Origin of the sequence: Paraburkholderia sp. UYCP14C (assembly GCF_004197395.1) — a bacterium.
In the GTDB taxonomy this organism is placed as follows: Bacteria; Pseudomonadota; Gammaproteobacteria; order Burkholderiales; family Burkholderiaceae; genus Paraburkholderia.
On the sequence record NZ_SELS01000066.1, the window covers coordinates 16,503 to 40,596 of the forward strand.

The window sequence follows — 24,094 nt, forward strand, 5'->3', positions numbered from 1 at the left end:
CGCGACACGCTGCCAGCGGGGTCGAGGGGTTTGAATGGAAAATTTGGGTAAGGAAGCTATGAAAACAATCAAGCGAGCGCTCACGAGCGTGCTGGCGACGAGCGGACTGCTTTTCGCCGGTGCCGCCCTGGCAGTGGGCGATGCTCCGGGCGGCCCTGCCGTCAACGCGATCAATCTCCAGCCGCCTGCATCGAGAATCGCTGAGGAGCTGTTCAGCCTCCACATGTTCATGCTGTACCTTTGCACCGTGATCTTCATCGGTGTGTTCGGCGTGATGTTCTATTCGATCTTCGCGCACCGCAAATCGAAAGGCCACAAGTCAGCCAATTTCCACGAAAGCACCACCGTCGAAATCATCTGGACGATCGTGCCGTTCATCATCGTCGTGCTGATGGCGCTGCCCGCCACCAAGGCCGTCGTCGCGATGAAGGACACCTCGAACGCCGACCTCACGATCAAGGTCACCGGCTACCAGTGGAAGTGGGGCTATGACTACGTGAAGGGTCCGGGCGAGGGCATCGGCTTCCTGTCCACGCTCGCCACGCCGCGCGCGCAAACCGATGGCCGCGAGCCGATCTCCACGCTGTATCTGCAGGAAGTCGACAACCCGCTCGTGGTGCCGGTCGACAAGAAAATCCGCATCATCACCACCGCGAACGACGTGGTCCATTCCTGGTACGTGCCGGCCTTCGGCGTGAAGCAGGACGCGATCCCGGGCTTCGTGCGCGACACGTGGTTCAAGGCCAACCGCGTCGGCACGTTCCGCGGCTTCTGTACCGAACTGTGCGGCAAGGAGCACGCGTTCATGCCGGTCGTCGTCGAGGTGCTGTCGGCCGACGACTACGCGAAGTGGGTCGACGAGCAGAAGAAGAAAATGGCCGCCGGCCAGGACGACCCGAACAAGACCTACACGATGGCCGAGTTGATGGAGCGCGGCGGCAAGGTCTACACGGCGAACTGCGCGGTCTGCCACCAGCCGACCGGCAAGGGCGCGGGTGCATTCCCGGCGCTCGACGGCAGCAAGGTCGCTAACGGTCCGATCGGCCAGCACGTCAGCCTCGTGCTGAAGGGTAAGAACGCGATGCCTTCGTGGGCGCCGACGCTGAACGACGTCGAAATCGCCTCGGTGATCACGTACGAGCGCAACTCGTGGGGCAACCATACCGGCGACATCCTGCAACCGAAGCAGGTCACCGAAGCGCGCAACGGCAAGCTGCCGGAAGGCGGCGACCATCTGGCCGAAGCGGGTGCCGCGGCAAGCGGCGCGGCTGCGGCATCGGGCGCGGAAGCGGCTTCCGCACCGGCGGCTGCATCGGCCAACGACACTGGCGCGGCTGCCGCGAATAGCGCCGAGACCACGCTGCCGGCGAGCATCTACTTCGAGACCGGCAAGAGCACACTGCCGGCCGACGCGAAAGCGGCGGTCGACGCGGCCGCAGCCTACGCGAAGGCGCATCCGGACGCGAAATTCACGCTGTCGGGCTACACCGACGCAACCGGCTCCGCCGACGTCAACGCGAAGCTCGCGAAGAGTCGTGCCGAGGCCGTTCGCGACGCGCTGAAAGCAGCCGGCATCGCCGAAGACCACATTATTTTGAAGAAGCCGGAAACGATCACCGGCGGCACCGACGCGAAGGAAGCCCGGCGCGTTCAGATCAGCCCGGCAGCCTGACGTGTTCATGGTCAGCACCGCAGAATTCGCTTTAGGAGATTGTCATGTCTAGCATCGGACACGATGTAGTCGCGGGCCACGAGCACGTGCACGGCGACCATGCCCACGAAACGCCGCATGGCTGGCGCCGTTGGCTGTTCGCAACCAACCACAAGGACATCGGTACGCTGTACCTGATCTTCTCGTTCACCATGTTCCTGTCCGGGGGCGTGATGGCGCTGATGATCCGTGCCGAACTGTTCGAGCCGGGTCTGCAGATCATGCGTCCCGAGTTCTTCAACCAGTTGACCACCATGCACGGGCTGATCATGGTGTTCGGCGCGATCATGCCGGCGTTCGTCGGCTTCGCGAACTGGATGGTGCCGCTGCAGATCGGTGCATCGGACATGGCTTTCGCGCGGATGAACAACTTCAGCTTCTGGCTGCTGCCGGTTGCGGCTGTTCTGCTGGTCGGCTCGTTCTTCGCACCGGGCGGCGCGACCGCCGCGGGCTGGACGCTGTACGCGCCGCTCTCCACGCAGATGGGCCCGGGCATGGACTTCGCGATTTTCGCGGTCCACCTGATGGGTGCGTCGTCGATCATGGGCGGTATCAACATCGTCGTGACGATCCTGAACATGCGCGCACCCGGCCTCACGCTGATGAAGATGCCGATGTTCGTATGGACCTGGCTGATCACCGCGTATCTGCTGATCGCCGTGATGCCGGTTCTGGCGGGCGCGATCACGATGGTGCTGTTCGACCGTCACTTCGGCACGTCGTTCTTCAGCGCGGCAGGCGGCGGCGACCCGGTCATGTACCAGCACATCTTCTGGTTCTTCGGGCACCCCGAGGTGTACATCATGATCTTGCCGGCGTTCGGGATCGTCTCGCAGGTGATCCCGGCGTTCTCGCGCAAGCCGCTGTTCGGCTATAGCTCGATGGTGTACGCAACGTCGTCGATCGCGATCCTGTCGTTCATGGTCTGGGCGCACCACATGTTCGCGACCGGCATGCCGGTGACGGGCCAACTGTTCTTCATGTACGCGACGATGCTGATCGCGGTGCCGACCGGCGTGAAGGTGTTCAACTGGGTCGCAACGATGTGGCGCGGTTCGCTGTCGTTCGAAACGCCGATGCTGTTCGCGGTGGGCTTCCTGATCGTGTTCACGTTCGGTGGCCTGTCGGGTCTGATGCTCGCCATGGCGCCGCTCGACATCCAGTATCACGGCACTTATTTCGTGGTGGCGCACTTCCACTACGTGCTAGTGGCGGGTTCACTGTTCGCGCTGTTCTCCGGGTGGTACTACTGGGCACCGAAGTGGACCGGCTGGATGTACAACGAAACGCGCGGCAAGATCCACTTCTGGGCGTCGATGTTCTTCTTCAACCTCGCGTTCCTGCCGATGCACTTCGTCGGCCTCGCGGGCATGCCGCGTCGTTATGCGGACTACCCGGCACAGTTCACCGACTGGAACCAGGTGATCTCGATCGGCGCATTCGGCTTCGGTCTGTCGCAGGTCTACTTCCTGTTCGCGGTGGCACTGCCGGCCTACCGTGGCGGCGGTGAACTCGTCGAAGCGGGCGACAAGCCGTGGGACGGCGCAACGGGCCTCGAGTGGACCGTGCCGAGCCCGGCTCCGTTCCACACGTTCGAGCATCCGCCGACCGTCGAGTAAGCGTCTCCCGGCGAGGTGCCGGGTTCCGGCGGCGCGACGTGCCGCTATCGGAACCGGGCGCTTCGCCAGGCCGCTGTAGTCAGGCGGCCTCACCAGTCAAGAACCGTACTCAGAAGTCGAGCATGACGCGCAATCCACAGGAAAGACGTACGCCGGAACAGATTCGCGCGGGCAACAGGCGGATAGGGTTGGTGATGTTCGCGATCGCCGCGGTGTTTTTCGCGAGCGCGATTCTGAAGCAGTGCTGGTTCAGCTAACGCCGCGTTCGCAGTCCGTATGCAGGTTTGTTGAGGATTCAGATGTCGACGCAACCGCCGGCCGAGGCCGACCGCTCTTTCAATCGTTCGATGCTGATCAAGCTGTTCGTCGTCGCCTTGATGATGTTCGGTTTCGGTTTCGCGCTGGTGCCGATGTATCGCGCGATCTGCCAGATCACCGGTGTGAACAACCTCGTGCAGCGCGACGTTTCGGCGCGCGAGGCGAAGAATACGCAGGTCGACATGAGCCGCACGATTTCGATCGAATTCGATGCGAACGCGCGCGGCCTGTTGGGTTTCAAGCCGGAGCAGCGCAGTCTCGACGTGCATCCGGGCGAAGTGACGACGGTCATGTACGACGTCAGCAACGAGCAGTCGCGCACGATCCGTGCGCAGGCCATTCCGAGCTACGCGCCGAAGCAGGCAACCGAGTACTTCAGGAAGATCGAGTGCTTCTGCTTCACGCAGCAGACGTTGAACGCGAACGAGACGAAACGGATGCCGGTGGTGTTCGTGGTCGATCCGAAGTTGCCGAAAGACGTGAAGACGATCACGCTGTCGTACACGTTTTTCGAGTTGAACACGCCGGCGGCGGCGAGCGCGGATGACGCGGTGCCGAAGGCGAATGCAGTGAACAATGCAGTGACCGGCGCGGCAGCCGCGCCCGCAAAGCCGGCCTGAAGCAGATTGACGGCGCGAGCCGCGGACGAACGAAGCAAGACGAGGCGAGATGAGCGATAACGGCGGCAGTCCGCGCAAGAGCAGCTTCGGTCAGTCGATGCGCGCGGTGTTCTGGTCGTTTTTCGGCGTGCGCAAGCGCCGCGATCTCGAAGCGGACGCAGCGCAGTTGAACCCGCTGCATGTGATCGTGGCGGCGCTGATCGGCGCGGCGGTTCTGATCGGGGTGCTGATTCTGGTCGTGCGCCTCGTGGTCGGTTGACGCAGTGGCAGGGCACAGCAGCACAGAAGCGCCCACGAATTAGAGAGAAGCGGTGCGGTATCGACGCGCCGCCGAAGATACAGCCGGAAATTCCGGAACAACTGGACTGAAGTGGAGAATCAATAATGAGCGGTCAAAACGAGAGCCCGTACTATTTCGTACCGCATCCGTCGCAGCATCCGATCAGCGCCGCTACCGGGTTGCTGGTCATGCTCGGATCGCTTGCGGCCTGGATCAACGACCACACATGGGCGCCGCTCGGCGTGCTGATCGGTCTGCTGTGGCTGCTCTTTACGCTGTGGCATTGGTTCGGCGATGCTATTGCCGAATCGGAAAGCGGCATGTACGGCAAGAACGTCGACCGCTCGTACCGCTGGAGCATGAGCTGGTTCATCTTCTCCGAAGTGATGTTCTTCGGCGCGTTCTTCGGCGCGCTGTTCTATGCCCGCGAAATCGCGCTGCATCAGTTGGGCAGCCTCGACTACAAGCTGATCTGGCCGGACTTCACGGCGGTGTGGCCGAACAACGGCCCGGCCAACCTCGTGGGCACCTACAAGTCGATGCAACCGTGGCCGGTGCCGACCATCAACACGGCGCTGCTGCTGTCGTCGGGCGCGACGCTGACCGTGTCGCACCACGCGCTGCGCGACAATCACCGCAGGAAGGCAATCGGGTGGCTCGCGGCGACTCTCGTGCTGGGCATCTGCTTCCTGTTCCTGCAGGGCTTCGAGTATTTCCACGCCTACAACGAGCTGAACCTGACGCTGGCTTCGGGCATCTACGGTTCGACGTTCTTCCTGCTGACCGGCTTCCACGGTTTTCACGTGTTCCTCGGCGGCACGATGCTCGCCGTCGTGCTGGTGCGCCTGATTCGCGGCCACTTCACGCCGGAGCATCACTTCGCGTTCGAAGGCGCGGCCTGGTATTGGCACTTCGTCGACGTCGTGTGGCTCGGTCTGTACGTCGTCGTGTACTGGCTGTAATGCAGTCAATCCCGCGCGCGCCGCTCGTCGGCGCGGCCGCGGGGCGTGCGCGCCACACCTGTCAGGCGGTGCGCACGAGCACCATGCAAGGATGAACGCAGCGCCGCCCTCGACCTGTCAGGGCGGCGTTTTGTTTGGCGGCGAGGAAATTCTTCCGCAGGCCGTTTGACCGACGAGCTATCCGCGGGCGTCAGCGCCCGTACGGAATCCCGGTGGATTGAATCCAGCCCATCCAGTGTGCGAACAGGATGAACAGGAACAGCGAGATCGACAGGCCCACCCGCGTGGCGAGCGACCAGACCATCCGCTTGGTCTTGCCTTTGTCGTGCATCATGAAATACAGCGCCGACACCATGCTGGCGATGATCAGAGCAAAGGCGATGGGAACGATAATGTGCATGGAACCAACTGAAACCGGAAAGCGCAGTGGCAAGACATTCATTATCGCACCGCGCGCGGGCGTCTGCCGCAGGTTCCCGGCGACCCTGAACGCGATGCCGGAGCACCTGCAATGAAGTTTCGCCTGATTCCCGCGCTGCTGATCCTGCTGGTCGTCGTCGTGACGGTGCGGCTCGGTTTCTGGCAGCGCGATCGCGCGCATCAGAAGGAAGCGCTCGAGGCGCGTATCACGCAGTTCGAAAACGCGCCCGCGCTGCCGGTCAGCGCGGCGTCGCTCGCGCTGAGGGACGTCGAGTTTCATCGCGTGAAGGCGCGCGGCAGTTTCGTCGCGGACAAGGTCGTGTACCTCGATAATCGTCCGTATAACGATCAGCCGGGCTTTTACGTCGTGATGCCCTTTAAACTCGCCGACGGCGGCTACGTGCTCGTCAATCGTGGCTGGCTGCCGCGCAACCTCAGCAGTCGCGAGACCATTGCGCCGTACACGACGCCGTCGGGCGAGGTCGAGATCGAAGGGATTGCGCGCGCCGATGCGTCGCGTGCGTTCGAACTCGGCGAGGGTGGATCGGCCGCGCATCACATGATCCGGCAGAATCTCGATGTCGGCGCGTACGCCGCGGAGACCGGGCTGCCGTTGCAATCGTTCGTGATCCAGCAGACCGGCGATGCCCGCGACGGTCTGGTGCGCGACTGGCCCGCGCCGACCACTGGCGTCGAGCGCAACTACGGCTACATGATGCAGTGGTGGGGCATGGCCGCCGCCGCGCTCGTCTTCGGTCTGTATGCGGCGCGCCGCGCGGGCAAAAAAGAACACGCGCCGGGCGCGTGAGGAATGGAAGGCACGGAAGGCCAGGAAGGCATGGGCCGCCGCCGTCCGAACATTGAAAGAGGTTCTGTAGTGTCGACTCAAACTCCCCATTCGTCCGAAGCTGGCAAACCCGCTGGCAAACCCGCTGGCAAACCCGCTGGCAAACCCACCGGCAAACCCACCGGCAAACCCGCCCCAGCCAAACCGATGCCCGGCCAACCGAACGGCCCGGGCTCGTGGCGGCGCGGCCGCTGGGTGCTGCTGCTGCTCGCGGTGATCTGCGCGGCGCCGATCGCGGTCTCGTACTTCATTTACTACGTCGTCAAGCCGACCGGCGGCAGCACGAACTATGGCGCACTGGTCGAGCCGCAACGGCCGATCCCCGACTCGCTCGTGGTCACCGGCGCGGACGGCAAGCCGCTGAAGCTCGCGTCGCTGCACGGCCGCTGGCTGATGATCTCGGTCGACAACAGCGCGTGCGACAAAGCTTGCGTGACGAAGCTCTACTTCATGCGACAAATCCGCGCAGCACAAGGTCCGGAACGCGAGCGCGTCGTGGAAGTGTGGCTGCGCACCGATGCGGACAAGGTCGCCGATGTGATACAAACCGCCTACCCGAACACCGACATGCTGATCGCCGACCCGGCGCAGCTCGCCGCTTGGCTGCCCGCCGACACCGGCACGCGGATCACCGACCACATCTATCTGGTCGATCCGAACGGCAATCTGATGATGCGTTTTCCGAAGGACGCGAACCCGAGCAAGATCAAAGGCGACCTGACCAAGCTGCTCAAATGGTCGACCATCGGCTGATGCCGCAACCTGGGTAAATGAGATGTTCGTATTGCAACTGGGCCTGATCGGCTTGTGTATCGCGTTGTTGCCGCTGTCCTACGTGTGGGTCAAGGCCGACGACAACAAATTCCGCAAGCTGGTCTGGCTGACCACCTTCCTGACGCTCGATCTCGTGATGTTCGGCGGCTTCACGCGCCTCACCGATTCGGGCCTCGGCTGTCCGGACTGGCCAGGCTGCTACGGCACGTCGTCACCGTTCATCGCGCACGCGGCGATCTCCGCCGCCTATCAGGCGATGCCGAGCGGCCCGGTCAGCATGACGAAGGCATGGATCGAAATGATTCACCGCTACTTCGCGATGGCGATCGGCGTGCTGATCATCGCGCAGACGATCATCGCGTGGACCGCGCGCATCAAGCGTCGTGCGCTGCACGTGTCGCCGTGGTGGCCGACTTCGCTGCTGCTGCTGATCGTCGTGCAGGGCGTGTTCGGCGCGTGGACCGTGACGATGAAGCTGCAGCCGATCATCGTGACCACGCATTTGCTGCTCGGCCTCGCGCTGCTCGGCACGCTCGGCTGGCTTGCGGCGCGCCTGACGCCACTGCCTGCCTACGAGCCCGAAACCGCGAGCTGGCGGGTCGCGGCGCTCGCGGGTCTCGCGCTGCTGGTGCTGCAGATCGCTCTCGGCGGCTGGGTCAGCACGAACTACGCGGTGCTCGCGTGCACCGACTTCCCGACCTGCAACGGTCAATGGATCCCGCCGATGGACTTCGCGCACGGATTCCACTTGTGGCGTGCGCTCGGCATGACCGGCGACGGCGACGTGATCACGCAGGATGCACTGGTCGCGATTCACTGGACGCATCGCACGTTCGCGTTCATCGTGATCGGCTATCTGGTGTGGTTCGCGTTGAAGATGCGCCGCTTCGAATCGCTGCGGCGACCCGCCAACGGGGTGCTGCTGGTGGTGCTGATCCAATTCATCACCGGCTTGTCGAACATCGTGCTGCAATGGCCGTTGCCGATCGCGGTCGCCCATAACGGCGGGGCTGCGATCCTGCTGCTGTTGCTCGTTATGTTAAACTTTCGGATCGCTTATAGCCGTCCCGGCCGCGCCGCGCTCCCTGCGCGCGAAGCCGCGCCAGCGTGACTCACATGGACAGCACAACACTCTCCCAATCGCCCGGCAGCCGGGTCTCCCAATATCTCGCACTGACCAAGCCGCGTGTTACGCAGCTTGCGGTGTTCTGCGCGGTCATCGGCATGTTCCTGTCGACGCCGGGCATGGTGCCGTGGACGGTACTGATCGGCGGCACCGTCGGCATCTGGCTGCTGGCCGGCGCCGCGTTCGCAATCAATTGCCTCGTCGAGCAGCAGATCGACGCGAAGATGCGCCGCACGTCGTGGCGTCCGTCCGCGCGCGGCGAAATCACCACCCCGCAGATCCTGCTGTTCTCGGCCGTGCTCGGCGGCCTCGGCATGTGGACGCTGTACACGTTCGCCAATCCGCTGACCATGTGGCTGACGATTGCCACGTTCGTCGGCTATGCGGTGATCTATACGCTGCTGCTGAAGCCGGCCACGCCGCAGAACATCGTGATCGGCGGCGCGTCGGGCGCGATGCCGCCGGCGCTCGGCTGGGCTGCGGTCACCGGTCACGTGCCCGGCGACGCGTGGATCCTCGTGCTGATCATCTTCGTGTGGACGCCGCCGCATTTCTGGGCGCTCGCGCTGTATCGCCGCAAGGACTACGAAAACGCCGGCCTGCCGATGCTGCCGAACACCCACGGCGAAAAGTACACGCGCCTGCATATCCTGCTCTACACGGTGATCCTGTTCGCGGTCACGCTGATGCCGTTCATTTCCGGCATGAGCGGCGTCGTGTATCTCGCGGCCGCAGTGCTGCTCGGCGCCGTGTTTCTCGCGTATGCGTGGAAGATCTACCGGGAGTATTCGGACGAACTCGCACGCAGAACCTTCCGTTATTCGATCGTCTATCTGTCGTTGCTGTTCGCCGCGCTGCTGATCGACCACTACGCGCGCGTCGTGATCGGCGCGTAACACCATGCTCAACAACCGCTTTGCGCGCGTCGCGCGCGCCGCTGTGATGGCTTGCGCGCTCGGCGCGGCGTTGGGCGGCACATTGCTGATGGCCGGCTGCGGCAAGCAGCCACCGGCTTTTGCGAATCTCGACATCACCGGCAATACTCAATTCGCCAGCGATTTCTCGTTGCCCGACACGTCCGGCAAGATCCGCACGCTTGCCGACTACAAGGGCAAGGTCGTTGTGCTGTTCTTCGGCTATACGCATTGCCCGGACGTCTGCCCGACCACGATGGCCGAGCTGTCCCAGGCGTTGCAGCAACTCGGCCCGGAAGACGCGAAGCGTGTGCAGGTGCTGTTCGTCACCGTCGACCCCGAGCGCGATACGCCGCAGTTGCTCGCGCAATACGTGCCGGCATTCAATCCGAGCTTCGTGGGCTTGCGTCCCGCCAGCGAAGAGCAGCTCGCGAAGCTGGCGAAAGACTTCCGCGTCTACTACGCGAAGGTGCCGGGCAAGACGCCGGACAGCTACACGATGGACCACACGGCCGCGAGCTATGTGTTCGACACGGACGGCAAGCTGCGTCTGTTCGCGCGCGATGGCCAGGGCTCGACGCCGTGGGTGCATGACATCAAGCTATTGCTTGATTGACGCGCATCGCAGGCGGCTCTTCATAACGACGCCGCTCACCCCTCTCCGCATCCATCCCCTCTTCGCAACTCGCGCTCAGGCCGGAATCGGCAGATTCAGCCCCGGCGCGAGACGCGTCGTCTTGAACTCCGTCACCTCGTAGCGCGCGAGCTGTTGCTCGGCGAACGGATCGCTCGCAAGAATGCGATCCAGCCTGTCACGCTCGATACGCACCGCGAGGATGATGCCGCCGTCGCGCGGCACTTTCGGCCCGGCCGCGACGAAGATGCCCGCGTCGAACTGCTTTGCGAGAAACGCGCGATGGGCGTCGAGCGCATCGTCGATGCGATCGAGCGGGGCGGTGTAGATCAGGTTGATCACATACATGGTCGTTCTCACTGGCGGTTAAATGGGCCGTGCGCGGCCACGACTCTGGATTATCGGTAAGCCGCGAATTTGGCGTCGCACTGGTAGTCGCGCTCGCGCTTCGCATAACCATATGCAGCAAGGGTATTTCCCAACTTGCCGCCCATATGAAACAATTTACAGCTTGGCCGACGGCGCACCAGCACGAACTGGAGCGCCGCCCATTTTCATCCGACTCCGGCATCGATCGGAGCCATCGACTCAAACGTCGAACCGCAACAGCGAGAATCACATGCAGCGCAGAAATATCCTCAAAGCCCTCACCGCCGTCGTCGCCGGTGCGGCGATCCTGACCAGCTTCGGCGCGCACGCCGACGACAAAGTCATCAAGGTCGGCACGATCGGCGGTCCCGACGCGCAGATCTGGGAAGTCGTCACCAAGGTCGCGAAGCGCGAAGGCCTGAACGTGAAGGTCGTCGAGTTCAACGACTACATCCAGCCGAACGCCGCGCTCGACGCGGGCGACCTCGACGCCAACAGCTTCCAGCACCAGCCGTACCTTGATAGCCAGATCAAGCAACGCGGCTACAAGCTCGTCAACGCGGGTCTCACGTACATCTCGCCGCTCGGCGCGTACTCGAAAAAGCTGAAGTCGTTGAAGGACCTGCAGCAAGGCGCGAAGGTCGCGGTGCCGAACGATCCGTCGAACGAAAATCGCGCGCTGCTGTTGCTGCAGGCGCAAGGCGTGATCAAGCTGAAGGACGGCGCGGCCACCGGTGGCAACAACGCGACGCCGCTTGACGTCGTCGACAATCCGAAGAAGATCAGGTTCGTCGAACTCGACGCCGCGCAACTGCCGCGTTCGCTCGCCGACGTCGACGCCGCCGTCATCAACACGAACTTCGCGCTGGCCGCGGGCCTGCAGCCGACCAAAGACGCGATCGCGCTCGAAGACATCCACAGCCCGTACGCGAACCTGATCGCTGTGCGCGCGAAGGACAAGGATCAGCCGTGGGTCAAGAAGCTGGTCGCCGCGTATCAGTCGGAAGACGTGCGCCAGTTCATCAAGACGCAGTTCAAGGGTTCGATGGTGCCGTCGTTCTAAGCGACGCGTTCACAGCGATCGCAAGCGCGATCGCATGGCATCGGGAAAGGCACGCGCCTGTACAGGCGCGTGCTTTTTTTATAGCTCCAACTCCCATCGTTCGATCATCAGATCATGGCCGAAGAGGTGCTGCGCCACGCTCCCGGCTAGCTCGAACCCAGCGCGCTCGCAGAGCCGCCGCGGTTCCGCCAATGCGCTCGCGGTGGTCAGCGTGAGCTTCGTGTAGCCCGCGCGCCGCGCAAAGCGCACGCATTCGCTGAGCAGTTGCGTGCCGATGCCGAGATGCCGTACGTCCGGTTCGACCCACAGCAGGCGCACGCCGGCGACCGTCGTCGAGACTCCGACGAGGCAGACCGAGCCGACCACCAAACCCTCCTGCTCGGCGATCCAGCACTTCTCGCGCAGTGGATCGTTGCGCTGCGTGTACTCGGCGACGACGCGCGCGAGCAAGCCCTCGAACGTGTGATCCCAGCCGTACTGAGCGGCGAACCACTGCGCCTGTCGATGCACGAGCCAGCCGCATTCGCCGGCGCGCGGCTGACGCAGCACCACGAGCTCGTGCTTCGGCGTGTCGCCGAGCAGGCGCTCGATCAGCTTCATCGCGGCGATCAACTGTTCCTGCGAGAGCGCGCTGAGTGTGTCGAGCAGGCTGAGTGCTTCGTGGACGGCGGCGGCGTCGAGCGGCGCGTAGGTCGCGTGGCCGTGCTCGGTGAGCGCGATCAGCGACTGGCGCGCGTCGGTGTCGGACGGGCGGCGGGTGATCAGGTTGCGTCGCTCGAAACTGGTCAGCAGGCGGCTCAGGTAGCCGCTATCGAGCCCGAGTGCGCGCCCGAGCACCGACGCGGTCTGCTCGCGGGCGCGCGACAACTCGTGCAGCACGCGCACTTCCGTCAGCGAGAACTCGCTGCGGGCCAGATGCTCGTGCAGAGCACCGATGCAGCGGGTATAGAAGCGATTGAAGTGGCGGACGGCCTGAGCGCGCCGCAGCGCCTCGGAATCTGTCAAGGGCGGCTCCCCGGGGACTTTTTATGTTGGTACAGCGCACTATATTGGCACGACCCTTATTTACAAAGCCAGTTAATCGCAGCAAGACGCCAACTGGTATTAAACAGGTATTGATCATCGGCATTGATTTGATACCACTAGAGGCCGATAACGGCTCGCTGGTATCGTCAATCGAGTGCGATACGGGAAAGTCCTGGTCTGCAAATTCATCCGGAAGAGGCCCTTAAAACTGGCTGAGAGCCGTGCGCGACAAGGCTTTCCGGCGATTCAGGCCAGCATGGAACCAGTCCGTTGACTGGTATTATGTTGGTTATATAATGGGCTCTCATTTTTCCAAGCCGTACTGTTCGCGGCGTCCTTGGAGCCCCATGGAAACTCGCTGGTCCGCATTGATGCCTGACGTGCGCAACGTCACGCCGCTCTACCTGCAGCTCGCGCGCAACCTGGCGACGGCGATCCATTGCGGCGTCTGGTCGGCCGGCGAGGCATTGCCCTCCGAGCGCACTCTCTCCGATGCGATCGGCGTGTCGCGCATTACCGCGCGCAAGGCGATCGAGCTGCTGGTCGAGCAGGGGCTGATCCGGCGCTCGCGCGGCGCGGGCAGCTTCATCACGCCGCGCGTCGAGGATCCGCTGTCGCGTCTCACCGGCTTCACGAAGAAGATGCAGCAGCGCGGCTTTCGCCCGGATTCGGTGTGGCTCGAACGCGACGTGCGCGCCGCCAATCGCGACGAGTTGCTGCACCTCGGCCTGACGCCGGGCGCGGCCGTCGCGAGCCTGCGGCGGCTGCGGCGCGCGGACGGCATCGTGATGGCGGTCGAGCATTCGGCGCTGCCGGTCGCGATCGTGCCCGATCCGCTCGTGATCGGCGACTCGCTGTACAGCTTTCTCGAGCAGCGCGGCGCGGCGGTCGTGCGCGCGTTGCAGCACTTTCGCGCGGTCAACGCGTCGAGCGAAATCGCCGCGCTGATGGACATCGAGCCGCGCACCGCGCTGCTGGTCATTACCCGTATCGGCTACAGCGCGGATCAACGCGCGATCGAGCTGACCGACACCTACTGCCGCGACGACTACTACGACTTCGTCGCTGAATTGCGCACCTGAGCCGGGCGGCCGCGTAGGCCGCAAGTCCGGCGAACGCACTTTTGCCGCATACGTATCACGCACCAGAGAGACTCATGCTGACCGGAAACATACTCACCACCGAAGGGTGGATCCACGGCACGCTCGAATCCGAAAACGGCCGCATCACGGCACTGTCAGGCGAGCGCGTCGATCCGTCGACCAACGACGCGCCGTACATCCTGCCCGGCTTCATCGATCTGCACGTGCATGGCGGCGGCGGCGCCGACGTGATGGAGGCCGGCGACGCGATCGAAACGATCACGCGCACGCATGCGGGCTACGGCACCACGAGCCTGCTCGCGACGACGATGACCGCGCCGCGCGACGAACTGATGAACGTCGTCGCCGGGCTCGGCAACGTCACGCGGGTACGCACGCCGGGTTGCGCGCGTGTGCTCGGCGTGCATCTGGAAGGGCCGTACATCAACCCCGGCAAGCTCGGCGCGCAGCCAGACGCGGCGGTATCGGCGGTGATGGACGAGGTGCTCAAGTATCTGTCGATCGCGCCGATCCGGGTCGTCACCCTCGCGCCCGAGATCGCCGGTCACATGGAGATCATCTCCGAGATGGCGGCGCGCGGCGTACGCGTGCAACTCGGCCATTCGCTCGGCACCTATGACGACGCGGTCGCCGCGCTCAAGCACGGCGCGTGCGGCTTCACGCATCTGTTCAACGCGATGTCGCCGCTGCATCACCGCAACCCTGGCCTCGTCGGCGCGGCGCTCGCGCATGCCGAATACGCCGAAATCATTCCCGACCTGCTGCACGTGCATCCGGGTGCGATCCGCGCCGCGCTGCGCGCGATTCCGCGCCTGTACGTGGTGACGGACAGCACCTCGGCCACCGGCATGCCCGACGGCGAATACCGTCTCGGCAGCCAGCACGTGACCAAGTGTCTGGGCGGCGTACGTCTGGCCGACGGCACGCTCGCGGGCAGCACCCTGACGATGGATCAGGCGCTGCGCAATCTTGTCTCGATCGGCTTGCCGATCGCCGATGTATCACACCGTTTGTCGCGCTACGCCGCCGACTATCTCGGCATCGAGGACCGCGGCCGCATCGCGCGCGGTGCCTGGGCCGACGTGGTCGTATTCGACCGCGAGCTGGCGCTCGTCGCGACCTACGTCGAAGGAGAAGCCATTGTCGAATATGCTTAAGGAAGCGCTCGCGTCCGCCGCAACGGTCGCCGAGCAGCTCAAAGACACCTCGCGCGTCGCGGCGCTCGCCGAGAAGCTCGCGCAACAGCCGCGCCATGTCGCGCTGACCGTCGCGCGCGGCAGCTCGGACCATGCCGCCAGTTACTTTGCATCCCTGACGATGAGCCGCCTCGGCGTGCCGGTCGCGTCGCTGCCGATGTCGGTCGCGACGCTGCAGCAGGCGCCGCTGCAGGTGCGCGATCAGCTTGCGCTGGCGTTTTCGCAATCGGGCAAGAGCCCCGACCTCGTCGGCACGATGAACGCGTTGCGCGCAGCCGGCGCATTGACGGTTGCCGCGGTGAACGCACCGAGCTCGCCGCTCGCCGACGCGTGCGAGTGGCATCTGCCGCTCGTGGCCGGTCCCGAGCTGAGCGTGGCGGCGACCAAGAGCTATATCGCGATGCTGTCGATCTCCGCGCAGCTGGTCGCGCATTGGCAGAACGACGCCGAATTGCTCGGCGCGCTGAATACGCTGCCCAATGCGCTCGAACGCGCGGGCCGGCTCGACTGGTCGATGGCCGTCAGCGAGTTGCGCGGCATCGAGCGGATGATCGTGATCGGCCGCGGGCTTGGCCTCGCGATCGCACAGGAAGCCGCGTTGAAGCTGAAGGAAACCTCCGGCATCCAGGCCGAAGCGTTTTCGAGCGCGGAAGTGCGTCACGGTCCGATGGAACTGATCGACCGCGACTATCCGCTGCTGGTGTTCGCGCCGAGCGGCCCCGAGCAGGCGGGTCTGCTGCAACTCGCGCACGACATGCGCGCGCGCGGCGCGCGCGTGTTGCTCGCGGCACCCGACGACGTCGCGCAAGCCTCGCTGCCGCTCGTCTCAACCGCACACGCGGCGCTCGATCCGATCGCCGCCATCCTGTCCTTTTACGTGATGGCCGCGGATCTTGCCGCCGCGCGCGGGCGCAATCCCGACGCGCCACGCCATCTCAACAAAGTCACCGAAACTCACTGACGAGAATGACGATGCGACGTGTCGAGAAGTCCAATCTGATGAGCCATTCCGAAGATCACATTGTTTTGCTTGCACCGCTGACCGGCCCGGTCGTGCCGCTCGCGAAAGTACCGGACCCGGTGTTTTCGGGCGGTATGTTCGGCGACGGCATCGGCGTCGATCCGCTCGAAGGGCGGCTCGTCGCGCCATGCGACGGCGTCGTCACGCACCTCGCGCGCACCGGCCACGCGGTGACGCTCGAGAGCGCCGAAGGCGCGCAGATTCTGCTGCATATCGGCATCGACACGGTCGGGCTGAACGGCAAGGGTTTCGCGCCGATGGTCGGGCAGGGCGCGCAGGTGCGCGCGGGCGACGTGCTGATCGAGTTCGATCAGGATCAGGTCGCGTTGAATGCGCCGAGCCTCGTGTCGGTGATCGCAATCGCGAATTCGGATGCATTCGAGGTGGTCGAGCGCGCGCCGGACGGGCTGGTGAAGTCCGGCGAATCGCCGCTGCTGGTACTGCGTGCCCGCGACGGCGTCAGCCAGGACGCGGTGCGCGAAGCGAGCGCCACGCAGGTCCTGGACGAGGCGCGCCGGCAGATCACGCTGACCCATGCGGGTGGCCTGCACGCGCGGCCCGCGGCGCGGGCGCGCGAAGCGGCGCGCGGCTTCGACGCGCGCGTCGAGGTGCGCTACGACGGCCGCAAGGCGCCGATCGAAAGCGTGGTGGGTCTGCTGGGACTCGGTGCCGGCGAAGGCGCGAGCGTCGAGCTGCTCGGCGTCGGTCCGCAGGCGCAGGAGGCGGTCGATGCGGTCGCCGACGAACTGACTCGCGAAGCGCACGGCGAAGTGGAACAGAAGCACGAACAGAAAGCGGCGCGGCCGGCGGCTGCACCGGCGGCAGTCGTCGCCGCGCCCGCCACGGGCGAGCCGCTCGCGCCGAATACGCTCGCGGGCGTGTGCGCGTCGCCGGGCGTCGCGGTCGGCAAGCTGGTGCGCTGGGACGACGCGGACGTCGATCCGCCGGAGCAGGCGAGCGGCACGTCGGCGGCGGAAAGCCGTCTGCTCGACAAGGCGATCGCGACCGTCGACGCCGATCTCGACACGATCGTGCGCGATGCGTCGCAACGCGGCGCGGTCGGCGAGGCGGGGATTTTCGCGGTGCATCGCGTGCTGCTCGAAGATCCGACGCTGCTCGACGCCGCGCGCGATCTGATCAGCCTCGGCAAGAGCGCCGGTTTCGCGTGGCGCGACGCGATCCGCACGCAAATAGGCATCCTGAGTAACGTGGAGGACGCACTGCTCGCCGAGCGGGCCGCCGATCTGCGCGACATCGAAAAGCGCGTGCAGCGCGCGCTCGGCTACACGAGCAGCACGGCGCGCTCGCTGCCGGACGAGGCGGTGCTCGCGGCCGACGAATTTACGCCTTCGGATCTGTCGTCGCTCGATCGCACACGCGTGACCGCGCTCGTGATGGCGCGCGGCGGCGCGACCTCGCACGCGGCGATTCTCGCGCGTCAGGCTGGCATTCCCGCGCTGGTCGCGGTCGGCGACGCGTTGCATGCGATTCCCGACGGCACTCAGGTGGTGGTGAACGCGAGCACCGGCCGGCTCGAATTCGCGCCGACCGAACTCGACGTCGAACGCGCGCGTCGTGAACGCAGCCGTCTCGCCGACGTGCGCGAAGCGAATCGCCGCACGTCGCAGCAGGCAGCCGCGACCGCCGACGGCCGCGCGATCGAAGTGGCCGCCAACATCGCCACGCTCGACGACGCGAACGCCGCGGTCGACAACGGTGCGGACGCGGTCGGTCTGCTGCGCACCGAACTGCTGTTCATCCACCGCCCGGCCGCGCCGAGCGCGGACGAGCATCGCCACAGCTATCAGGCGATCGTCGATGCATTGCGCGGCCGCACCGCGATCATCCGCACGCTCGATGTCGGCGCGGACAAGGAGGTCGATTATCTGACGCTGCCGCCCGAGCCGAATCCCGCGCTCGGTCTGCGCGGCGTGCGCCTCGCGCAGGTGCGCCCCGATCTGCTCGACGACCAGCTGCGTGGCCTGCTCGCGGTGCGTCCGATCGGCGCCGTGCGCATCCTGCTGCCGATGATCACCGATGCGGGCGAACTGATCCGCATCCGCAAGCGCATCGACGAGCTTGCCCGCGAAGCGGGTAGCACCGCGCCGATCGAAGTGGGCGTGATGATCGAAGTGCCGTCGGCGGCCTTGCTCGCCGATCAGCTCGCGCAGCACGCCGATTTCCTGTCGATCGGCACCAACGACCTGACGCAATACACGCTCGCGATGGACCGCTGCCAGCCCGATCTCGCGGCGCAAGCGGACGGCCTGCATCCGGCGGTGCTGCGCCTGATCGCGGCGACCGTCGAAGGTGCCGCGAAGCACGGCAAATGGGTCGGCGTGTGCGGCGCGCTCGCCGGCGACCCGCTCGCGATGCCGCTGCTCGTCGGCCTCGGCGTGACCGAGCTGTCGGTCGATCCGGTCTCGGTGCCCGGCATCAAGGCGCGCGTTCGCACGCTCGACTATCAGTTGTGCCGCCAGCGCGCTCGCGATGCGCTCGCGCTCGACTCCGCGCAGGCGGTCCGAGCCGCAAGCCGCGCCACGTGGCCCCTCGATTGAGAAATTAAATTTCTGGAGAGTCCGCCCGCCGTGCGCCCGGCAGCACGTCTGCCTTCACGCGCGGCTCGATTCCCGCATAGCTGCACCAGTCAACCAAGACGTACCCCTACGAGACAAAATTGGAGATACCGATGGATGGAAATCCGTTTCTGAAGATTCAGCGCCTGGGACGCGCGCTGATGCTGCCGATCGCCGTGCTACCGGTGGCCGGCCTGCTGCTGCGTCTCGGCCAGCCCGACGTGTTCAACATCAAGATGATCGCCGATGCTGGCGGCGCGATCTTCGACAACCTGCCGCTGCTGTTCGCGATCGGCGTGGCGGTCGGCTTCGCGAAGGACAATAACGGCGTCGCGGGTCTGGCCGGCGCGATCGGCTATCTGGTGCAGATCGCGGTGATGAAGGACATCAACGACAAGCTCAACATGGGCGTGCTGTCGGGGATCATCGCGGGTATCGTCGCGGGGCTGCTGTACAACCGCTACAAGGACATCAAGCTGCCCGACTACCTGGCGTTCTTCGGCGGCAAACGCTTCGTGCCGATCGTGACAGGCCTCGTGTGTGTCGGGCTCGGCATCGTGTTCGGCTACGTCTGGCAGCCGGTGCAGGGCGTGATCGACACGGCCGGCCACTGGCTCACGACGGCCGGCGCGCTCGGCGCCTTCGTGTTCGGCGTGCTGAACCGCCTGCTGCTCGTCACGGGCCTGCATCACATCCTCAACTCGCTGACGTGGTTCGTGTTCGGCACCTTCACGCCGGCGGGCGGCGCGCCGGTCACGGGCGACCTGCACCGCTTCTTCGCGGGCGATCCGACCGCGGGCACCTTCATGACCGGCTTCTTCCCGGTGATGATGTTCGGCCTGCCGGCCGCGTGTCTCGCGATGTATCACGAGGCGCCGAAGGAGCGTCGCGCGATGGTGTTCGGCCTGCTGTTCTCGATGGCGCTCACGTCGTTCCTGACCGGTGTGACGGAGCCGATCGAGTTCAGCTTCATGTTCCTCGCGCCGGTGCTGTATGCGATCCACGCGCTGCTGACGGGGCTGTCGCTCGCGATCTGCTCGGCGCTCGGCATTCACCTCGGCTTCACGTTCTCGGCGGGCTTCATCGACTACGTGCTGAACTTCGGTCTGTCGACGAAGGGCTGGTGGGCGATTCCGCTCGGCATCGTGTACTCGGTCGTGTACTACGGTCTGTTCCGCTTCTTCATCCGCAAGTTCAACATGGCGACGCCGGGCCGTGAGCCGGCCGCTGCCGACGAGCAGGTCGAGTCGTTCGCAGCCGGTGGCTTCGTCGCGCCGGCAGCGGGTGCGGCCGTGCCGCGTGCGCAGCGTTATATCGCGGCGCTCGGTGGTGCGGCGAATCTGTCGGTCGTCGATGCGTGTACCACGCGTCTGCGTCTGTCGGTGGTCGATGCGGACAAGGTCTCCGAAAGCGAACTGAAGTCGATCGGCGCGCGCGGCGTGCTCAAGCGCGGCTCGAACAACGTGCAGGTGATCATCGGACCGGAAGCGGACATCATCGCCGATGAGATGCGTACGGCGATCGCACAGGGTGAGGGCGACGTGAAGGCGACGGGTGCTGGTGGATCGGCGCCGGCTGCTGCTACGGCGGCTACCCGTGCCACTCCGGTCGCGCAGAGCGCTGGGCACGCTCAAGCCGCCCACGACGCGCAAGGCGGTCCGCTCGATCCCGATCCGCTGCGCTGGCTCGCCGTGTTCGGCGGCGCGGGCAACGTGGTGTCGCTCGATGCGGTCGCGGCGACGCGTCTGCGAGTGGTCGTGCGCGATCCGTCGGCGGTCGACCGGCAGCGCCTCGCGACGCTCGATACCGCGTGGGTGTCGACCGACACGTTCCATATCGTCGTCGGCGAGGCCGCTCAGCGCTATGCGCAGAAGCTGGCCGAGCGCCTGTCGTCGCAAGGCGGTGGGGCGGGCGCGGCGCCGATGCCGGCGTGAACGGCTGAAGGCTGTCGAGCGCCGTTGAGTCGTACGGCGATCGCGGCACTGCGATAAAAAAGCGGCACCTCATCCCAAGGTGCCGCTTCTGCGTTTACCACCAAAGCGTGGCGCTCCTCAGCGAATCGCCCGCTTCGTCGCCCGCGCCAACTCGCGCGATTCGAGCCACATCACATTGACGACACCGAACGCCAGCGCGACGCCAATGCCGAGAATCCAGCTGAAATACCACATCACCCACTCCTGTTTTTCAAGCGTAGTGCCGGTCAATACATCGAATGATGGTTTTCCTCGATCGCCGCGGCGGTCACCTTGCCGCGCATTACCCGGTACACCCAGCCCGTATAGAGCAGGATGATCGGCAGGAACACGATCACCGCGAACAGCATGATCTGGAGCGTCAGGCGGCTCGACGTCGAGTCCCACATGGTCAGGCTGCTGCGGCCGTCGAGCGATGAAGGCATGATGAACGGGAACATCGAGAAGCCCGCTGTCAGAATCACGCCGACGATCATCAGCGACGTCGACAGAAACGCCGTCGCCTCGAAGCGCGAACGCGCGAGCAGCACCGCGAGCACACCGCCGGCGAGACCCGCGAGCGGCGCAATCACCATCCACGGATAGAGCGCGTAGTTGGTCAGCCATAGGCCCGGTGCGCCGATCACGGTCTTCATCAGCGGATTGGATACGGCGTCGAGTGGCGGCATGTCGACGATCTGATAGCCGCCGATCATCGTCGCGACGAGCGCGCCCGCGACGAGGAACAGCACCACCGTACATAACGCCGCGAGCCGCAGCGCCTTCGACGCGCGGTCGTGGACCACGCCGTCGGTCTTCCATTTGACGAACGCGGCGCCGTGCGCGGCCAGCATCGACACGCTGACGAGACCCGTCAGCAGCGCGAACGGATTGAGCAGGCCGAAGAAGCTGCCGTGATAGGTGACGCGCAGATCGGTATCGAACGAGAACGGCACGCCTTGCAGCAGATTGCCGAATGCAATGCCGAACACGAGGGCCGGCACGAAGCCACCGATGAAGAGGCCCCAGTCCCACGCGTTGCGCCAGCGCGGATCCTCGCGCTTGCCGCGATAGTCGAAGCCGACCGGGCGGAAGAACAGCGCGAACAGCACCAGCAGCATCGCGAAGTAGAAGCCCGAGAACGATGCCGCGTAGGCGAGCGGCCATGCGGCGAACATCGCGCCGCCGGCGGTCACGAACCAGACCTGGTTGCCTTCCCACGTCGCGCCGACGGTGTTCACGACGATGCGGCGCTCGGAGTCCGTCTTCGCGATGAACGGCAGCAGGATCGCCGCGCCCATGTCGAAGCCGTCGGAGAGCGCGAAGCCGATCAGCAGCACGCCTATCAATACCCACCAGATCAGTTTGAGGGCTGCGTAGTCCATATGGGTTATTCCTCTGAGGCGGTGTGGCGGCGCGTCACGCGGCCGTGTTCGACAGCGGCTGCGTCACCTGCGATTCGTTCTCGTGGTGATAGCGGCCCGTATGCAACGCCGAAGGGCCGAGCCGCGCGTACTTGAACATCAGCATGATCTCGATGACGAACAACCCCGTGTAGAACAGCACGAAGCCGCCGATGCTCAGGTACAGATCGCGCGGCGTCAGCGTCGACGCGGCCAGGTTGGTCGGCAGAATCCCCGCGATGCTCCACGGCTGGCGGCCCATCTCCGCGACGATCCAGCCGAGTTCGGCGGCGAGCCACGGTAGCGGAATCGCGATGACCGCCCAGCGCAGGAACCAGCGACGCTTTTCGAGCAGCAGCGTGCGCTGCGCGCAGAACCAGAACGCGAGCACGAAGGTCGCGAGGAACAGGAGACCCAGGCCGACCATCATGCGGAACGAGAAGAACAGCGGCAGCACCGGCGGAACCGTGCTCTTTGCCGCCGCGTCGATCTGCCCGGGCGTCGCGTCGGTCACGTTCGGCGTGAACTGCTTGAGCAGCAGGCCGTAGCCGAGATCTTCCTGGTACTTGTCGAACGCGGCATGCGCTTCGTCGCTCGAGTCGCCGCCTTTCAACCTCTGCAGCGCCGCGTAGGCGAGCATGCCGTTCTTGATGCGCCCTTCGTTTTCCTCGATCAGGTCGCGCAGGCCGACCACGGGTTCGTGGAGCGAGCGCGTCGCGATGATGCCGAGCGCGTACGGCACCCGGATCGCGTAGTCGGTGCGCTGCTCTTTCTGATTGGGAATGCCGAATATCGTGAACGGTGCCGGTGCGGGCGCGGTCTCCCATTCGGATTCGATCGCGGCGAGCTTGACCTGCTGGACTTCGCCGGTGCGATAGCCCGATTCGTCGCCGAGCACGATCACGCACAGCGCCGACGCGAGGCCGAAGCCGGCGGCGATCGCGAACGAGCGCAGCGCGAACTCGGTGTCGCGGCGCTTCAACAGATACCACGACGACACGCCGAGCACGAACATCGCCGCGGTCACGTAACCCGCCGACACCGTGTGCACGAACTTCACCTGGGCGACCGGGTTGAAGATCACCGAGCCGATGCTGTCGAGCTCCATGCGCATCGTCTGGTAGTTGAACTTCGCGCCGACCGGATTGTTCATCCAGCCGTTGGCCACCAGAATCCACAGCGCCGACAGGTTCGAACCTATCGCGACGCAGAACGTGACGATCAGATGCTGGACTTTTGACAATCTGTTCCAGCCGAAGAAGAACAGACCGACGAAGGTAGATTCGAGGAAGAACGCCATCAGCCCTTCGACGGCGAGCGGCACGCCGAAAATGTCGCCGACGTAATGCGAGTAATAAGCCCAGTTGGTGCCGAACTGAAACTCGAGCGTGAGGCCGGTCGCGACACCCATTGCAAAGTTGATGCCGAACAGCTTGCCCCAGAACTGCGTCATGTCCTTGTAGATCTGCTTGCCGGTCATCACGTAGACCGACTCCATGATGACGAGCAGCCAGGTCAGGCCGAGCGTGAGCGGCACGAACAGAAAGTGATAGAGCGCGGTGATGGCGAACTGGAGCCGTGACAGTTCTACGACTTCGCTAACGGGCATGTTGATCACCTCGGGACGGATGCGGGGCGGGCACCGACAGCAGCGCCTGCGCGACCTGCTCAGGCGGCAGCATCATGTGCTCCGCCTGCGGATGATTGAAGAATGTGTACTTGAGCGCCAACAGTAGTGCGAACTTGATGGCGAGGATGATGGCGAGATCGCGCGCCAGCGTTGGACCGCGCACCCACCTGGTGAACCGGCCGCGCAAGCGCGATCGGATAGTGCTGCTGCGATTGAGGGCTAGGGTCATGATCGGTCGAAGACGACTTCACGCCGGAGAGTCCGGCTGGATCCAGACCGCCCTTGCCGTCAGGCAGTCTGGCGAATGCATGCCGATTGTAGGAGGGGGGAACCTCACGCGCTCAGGGTTAGCCATGCGGCATCACGTCGCGAAACTTGCCGCGTCTGTGCAGTATTGCTACCGGACTTGCGATACGTCAAGAAAGGCTTACCGGCCTCGGCGGGTTGGCTCGGGGGGTGCCCCTATGTGGTTCGTCAAGCGTTAGGGGCGGATTTCGGTTGATAGAAGGTGCCGTCGCGCAGCATTGCGA

Annotated in this window: 24 protein-coding genes; 17 read left to right on the top strand and 7 right to left on the bottom strand. The window is 64.9% G+C overall.

The genetic code is table 11. From position 1 onward, the window contains the following. The first annotated feature begins 34 nt into the window (after positions 1 to 34). The 6 genes from coxB to EVC45_RS36755 all read left to right on the top strand — a co-directional run bounded on the left by coxB (position 35) and on the right by EVC45_RS36755 (position 5,510). Positions 35 to 1,672 (top strand): cytochrome c oxidase subunit II, encoded by a 1,638-nt coding sequence (coxB, locus tag EVC45_RS36735; protein ID WP_129963028.1) that lies wholly within the window; start codon positions 35 to 37, stop codon positions 1,670 to 1,672. 44 nt (positions 1,673 to 1,716) lie between these two features. After that, positions 1,717 to 3,330, top strand: a complete 1,614-nt coding sequence (ctaD, locus tag EVC45_RS36740; RefSeq protein ID WP_129963029.1) for a cytochrome c oxidase subunit I — start codon at positions 1,717 to 1,719, stop codon at positions 3,328 to 3,330. 122 nt (positions 3,331 to 3,452) lie between these two features. Beyond that, positions 3,453 to 3,587 (top strand): cytochrome oxidase small assembly protein, encoded by a 135-nt coding sequence (locus EVC45_RS46290; RefSeq protein ID WP_018419308.1) that lies wholly within the window; start codon positions 3,453 to 3,455, stop codon positions 3,585 to 3,587. A gap of 42 nt (positions 3,588 to 3,629) precedes the next feature. Beyond that, positions 3,630 to 4,268 (top strand): cytochrome c oxidase assembly protein, encoded by a 639-nt coding sequence (locus tag EVC45_RS36745; protein ID WP_129963030.1) that lies wholly within the window; start codon positions 3,630 to 3,632, stop codon positions 4,266 to 4,268. A gap of 49 nt (positions 4,269 to 4,317) precedes the next feature. After that, positions 4,318 to 4,527 (top strand): DUF2970 domain-containing protein, encoded by a 210-nt coding sequence (locus EVC45_RS36750; protein WP_129963031.1) that lies wholly within the window; start codon positions 4,318 to 4,320, stop codon positions 4,525 to 4,527. 125 nt (positions 4,528 to 4,652) lie between these two features. Next, complete coding sequence (locus EVC45_RS36755) at positions 4,653 to 5,510, top strand: cytochrome c oxidase subunit 3 (RefSeq protein ID WP_129963032.1); 858 nt, start codon at positions 4,653 to 4,655, stop codon at positions 5,508 to 5,510. Between the two features lie 190 nt (positions 5,511 to 5,700). Here the strand turns inward: EVC45_RS36755 and EVC45_RS36760 are convergent, their stop codons facing one another. After that, positions 5,701 to 5,910, bottom strand: coding sequence for a twin transmembrane helix small protein (locus EVC45_RS36760; protein WP_008921867.1), 210 nt, complete (start codon positions 5,908 to 5,910; stop codon positions 5,701 to 5,703). 111 nt (positions 5,911 to 6,021) lie between these two features. Between EVC45_RS36760 and EVC45_RS36765 the strand changes: the two genes are divergently transcribed. From EVC45_RS36765 to EVC45_RS36785, 5 genes are all read left to right on the top strand, one after another. Then, the gene (locus EVC45_RS36765) at positions 6,022 to 6,738 is read left to right on the top strand and encodes an SURF1 family protein (RefSeq protein WP_129963033.1); all 717 of its coding nucleotides are present in this window, start codon (positions 6,022 to 6,024) and stop codon (positions 6,736 to 6,738) included. A gap of 69 nt (positions 6,739 to 6,807) precedes the next feature. Beyond that, entirely contained in the window at positions 6,808 to 7,530 is a 723-nt protein-coding gene (locus tag EVC45_RS36770; RefSeq protein WP_129963034.1) for a cytochrome C oxidase subunit I, read from the top strand. A gap of 22 nt (positions 7,531 to 7,552) precedes the next feature. Continuing rightward, complete coding sequence (locus EVC45_RS36775; protein WP_129963035.1) at positions 7,553 to 8,662, top strand: heme A synthase; 1,110 nt, start codon at positions 7,553 to 7,555, stop codon at positions 8,660 to 8,662. Between the two features lie 5 nt (positions 8,663 to 8,667). Further along, positions 8,668 to 9,573 carry a heme o synthase gene (gene cyoE, locus EVC45_RS36780; protein WP_129963036.1) on the top strand — a complete coding sequence of 302 codons (906 nt, stop codon included), beginning with the start codon at positions 8,668 to 8,670 and terminating at the stop codon, positions 9,571 to 9,573. A gap of 4 nt (positions 9,574 to 9,577) precedes the next feature. After that, positions 9,578 to 10,207 carry an SCO family protein gene (locus EVC45_RS36785; RefSeq protein WP_129963037.1) on the top strand — a complete coding sequence of 210 codons (630 nt, stop codon included), beginning with the start codon at positions 9,578 to 9,580 and terminating at the stop codon, positions 10,205 to 10,207. Positions 10,208 to 10,282: 75 nt separating this feature from the next. Here the strand turns inward: EVC45_RS36785 and EVC45_RS36790 are convergent, their stop codons facing one another. After that, positions 10,283 to 10,573 carry a YciI family protein gene (locus tag EVC45_RS36790; protein WP_129963038.1) on the bottom strand — a complete coding sequence of 97 codons (291 nt, stop codon included), beginning with the start codon at positions 10,571 to 10,573 and terminating at the stop codon, positions 10,283 to 10,285. 271 nt (positions 10,574 to 10,844) lie between these two features. Between EVC45_RS36790 and EVC45_RS36795 the strand changes: the two genes are divergently transcribed. Continuing rightward, positions 10,845 to 11,657, top strand: coding sequence for a MetQ/NlpA family ABC transporter substrate-binding protein (locus tag EVC45_RS36795; protein WP_129963039.1), 813 nt, complete (start codon positions 10,845 to 10,847; stop codon positions 11,655 to 11,657). Positions 11,658 to 11,735: 78 nt separating this feature from the next. Here the strand turns inward: EVC45_RS36795 and EVC45_RS36800 are convergent, their stop codons facing one another. Next, positions 11,736 to 12,662 (bottom strand): bifunctional helix-turn-helix transcriptional regulator/GNAT family N-acetyltransferase, encoded by a 927-nt coding sequence (locus tag EVC45_RS36800; RefSeq protein WP_129963040.1) that lies wholly within the window; start codon positions 12,660 to 12,662, stop codon positions 11,736 to 11,738. Between the two features lie 368 nt (positions 12,663 to 13,030). Here EVC45_RS36800 and EVC45_RS36805 point away from each other — a divergent pair, with 368 nt between their 5' ends. The 5 genes from EVC45_RS36805 to nagE all read left to right on the top strand — a co-directional run bounded on the left by EVC45_RS36805 (position 13,031) and on the right by nagE (position 20,513). Continuing rightward, positions 13,031 to 13,765 carry a GntR family transcriptional regulator gene (locus tag EVC45_RS36805; RefSeq protein ID WP_129963041.1) on the top strand — a complete coding sequence of 245 codons (735 nt, stop codon included), beginning with the start codon at positions 13,031 to 13,033 and terminating at the stop codon, positions 13,763 to 13,765. A gap of 74 nt (positions 13,766 to 13,839) precedes the next feature. After that, complete coding sequence (nagA, locus tag EVC45_RS36810; RefSeq protein ID WP_129963042.1) at positions 13,840 to 14,943, top strand: N-acetylglucosamine-6-phosphate deacetylase; 1,104 nt, start codon at positions 13,840 to 13,842, stop codon at positions 14,941 to 14,943. Continuing rightward, positions 14,927 to 15,943 carry an SIS domain-containing protein gene (locus EVC45_RS36815; protein ID WP_129963043.1) on the top strand — a complete coding sequence of 339 codons (1,017 nt, stop codon included), beginning with the start codon at positions 14,927 to 14,929 and terminating at the stop codon, positions 15,941 to 15,943. The genes nagA and EVC45_RS36815 overlap by 17 nt, the downstream gene beginning before the upstream one ends. Before the next feature lie 38 nt (positions 15,944 to 15,981). After that, positions 15,982 to 18,561 (top strand): phosphoenolpyruvate--protein phosphotransferase, encoded by a 2,580-nt coding sequence (ptsP, locus tag EVC45_RS36820; RefSeq protein WP_129963049.1) that lies wholly within the window; start codon positions 15,982 to 15,984, stop codon positions 18,559 to 18,561. Positions 18,562 to 18,692: 131 nt separating this feature from the next. Next, positions 18,693 to 20,513 carry an N-acetylglucosamine-specific PTS transporter subunit IIBC gene (nagE, locus tag EVC45_RS36825; protein WP_129963044.1) on the top strand — a complete coding sequence of 607 codons (1,821 nt, stop codon included), beginning with the start codon at positions 18,693 to 18,695 and terminating at the stop codon, positions 20,511 to 20,513. A 117-nt stretch (positions 20,514 to 20,630) separates the two neighbouring features. On the opposite strand, the gene cydX is transcribed toward nagE, so the two are convergent. From cydX to cydP, 4 genes are read right to left on the bottom strand one after another with little or no spacing between them, the layout of a single operon-like run. After that, positions 20,631 to 20,747 (bottom strand): cytochrome bd-I oxidase subunit CydX, encoded by a 117-nt coding sequence (gene cydX, locus EVC45_RS36830; protein WP_129963045.1) that lies wholly within the window; start codon positions 20,745 to 20,747, stop codon positions 20,631 to 20,633. Between the two features lie 32 nt (positions 20,748 to 20,779). Next, a complete protein-coding gene (gene cydB / locus EVC45_RS36835) occupies positions 20,780 to 21,916 on the bottom strand; it encodes a cytochrome d ubiquinol oxidase subunit II (RefSeq protein ID WP_129963046.1) in 1,137 nt (378 codons plus the stop codon). Positions 21,917 to 21,950: 34 nt separating this feature from the next. Then, positions 21,951 to 23,543 carry a cytochrome ubiquinol oxidase subunit I gene (locus EVC45_RS36840; protein WP_129963047.1) on the bottom strand — a complete coding sequence of 531 codons (1,593 nt, stop codon included), beginning with the start codon at positions 23,541 to 23,543 and terminating at the stop codon, positions 21,951 to 21,953. After that, on the bottom strand, positions 23,533 to 23,793 hold the full coding sequence (gene cydP / locus EVC45_RS36845; RefSeq protein ID WP_129963048.1) for a cytochrome oxidase putative small subunit CydP: 261 nt from the start codon (positions 23,791 to 23,793) through the stop codon (positions 23,533 to 23,535). Before cydP ends, EVC45_RS36840 begins: the two co-directional genes overlap by 11 nt. Between the last annotated feature and the right edge of the window lie 301 nt (positions 23,794 to 24,094).

Coding starts and splice junctions, on each gene's coding strand:
- coxB (WP_129963028.1), top strand. CDS start 35: ATGGAAAATTTGGGTAAGGAAGCTATGAAAACAATCAAGCGAGCGCTC.
- ctaD (WP_129963029.1), top strand. CDS start 1,717: ATGTCTAGCATCGGACACGATGTAGTCGCGGGCCACGAGCACGTGCAC.
- EVC45_RS46290 (WP_018419308.1), top strand. CDS start 3,453: ATGACGCGCAATCCACAGGAAAGACGTACGCCGGAACAGATTCGCGCG.
- EVC45_RS36745 (WP_129963030.1), top strand. CDS start 3,630: ATGTCGACGCAACCGCCGGCCGAGGCCGACCGCTCTTTCAATCGTTCG.
- EVC45_RS36750 (WP_129963031.1), top strand. CDS start 4,318: ATGAGCGATAACGGCGGCAGTCCGCGCAAGAGCAGCTTCGGTCAGTCG.
- EVC45_RS36755 (WP_129963032.1), top strand. CDS start 4,653: ATGAGCGGTCAAAACGAGAGCCCGTACTATTTCGTACCGCATCCGTCG.
- EVC45_RS36760 (WP_008921867.1), bottom strand. CDS start 5,910: ATGCACATTATCGTTCCCATCGCCTTTGCTCTGATCATCGCCAGCATG.
- EVC45_RS36765 (WP_129963033.1), top strand. CDS start 6,022: ATGAAGTTTCGCCTGATTCCCGCGCTGCTGATCCTGCTGGTCGTCGTC.
- EVC45_RS36775 (WP_129963035.1), top strand. CDS start 7,553: ATGTTCGTATTGCAACTGGGCCTGATCGGCTTGTGTATCGCGTTGTTG.
- cyoE (WP_129963036.1), top strand. CDS start 8,668: ATGGACAGCACAACACTCTCCCAATCGCCCGGCAGCCGGGTCTCCCAA.
- EVC45_RS36785 (WP_129963037.1), top strand. CDS start 9,578: ATGCTCAACAACCGCTTTGCGCGCGTCGCGCGCGCCGCTGTGATGGCT.
- EVC45_RS36790 (WP_129963038.1), bottom strand. CDS start 10,573: ATGTATGTGATCAACCTGATCTACACCGCCCCGCTCGATCGCATCGAC.
- EVC45_RS36795 (WP_129963039.1), top strand. CDS start 10,845: ATGCAGCGCAGAAATATCCTCAAAGCCCTCACCGCCGTCGTCGCCGGT.
- EVC45_RS36805 (WP_129963041.1), top strand. CDS start 13,031: ATGGAAACTCGCTGGTCCGCATTGATGCCTGACGTGCGCAACGTCACG.
- nagA (WP_129963042.1), top strand. CDS start 13,840: ATGCTGACCGGAAACATACTCACCACCGAAGGGTGGATCCACGGCACG.
- ptsP (WP_129963049.1), top strand. CDS start 15,982: ATGAGCCATTCCGAAGATCACATTGTTTTGCTTGCACCGCTGACCGGC.
- nagE (WP_129963044.1), top strand. CDS start 18,693: ATGGATGGAAATCCGTTTCTGAAGATTCAGCGCCTGGGACGCGCGCTG.
- cydX (WP_129963045.1), bottom strand. CDS start 20,747: ATGTGGTATTTCAGCTGGATTCTCGGCATTGGCGTCGCGCTGGCGTTC.
- cydB (WP_129963046.1), bottom strand. CDS start 21,916: ATGGACTACGCAGCCCTCAAACTGATCTGGTGGGTATTGATAGGCGTG.
- EVC45_RS36840 (WP_129963047.1), bottom strand. CDS start 23,543: ATGCCCGTTAGCGAAGTCGTAGAACTGTCACGGCTCCAGTTCGCCATC.
- cydP (WP_129963048.1), bottom strand. CDS start 23,793: ATGACCCTAGCCCTCAATCGCAGCAGCACTATCCGATCGCGCTTGCGC.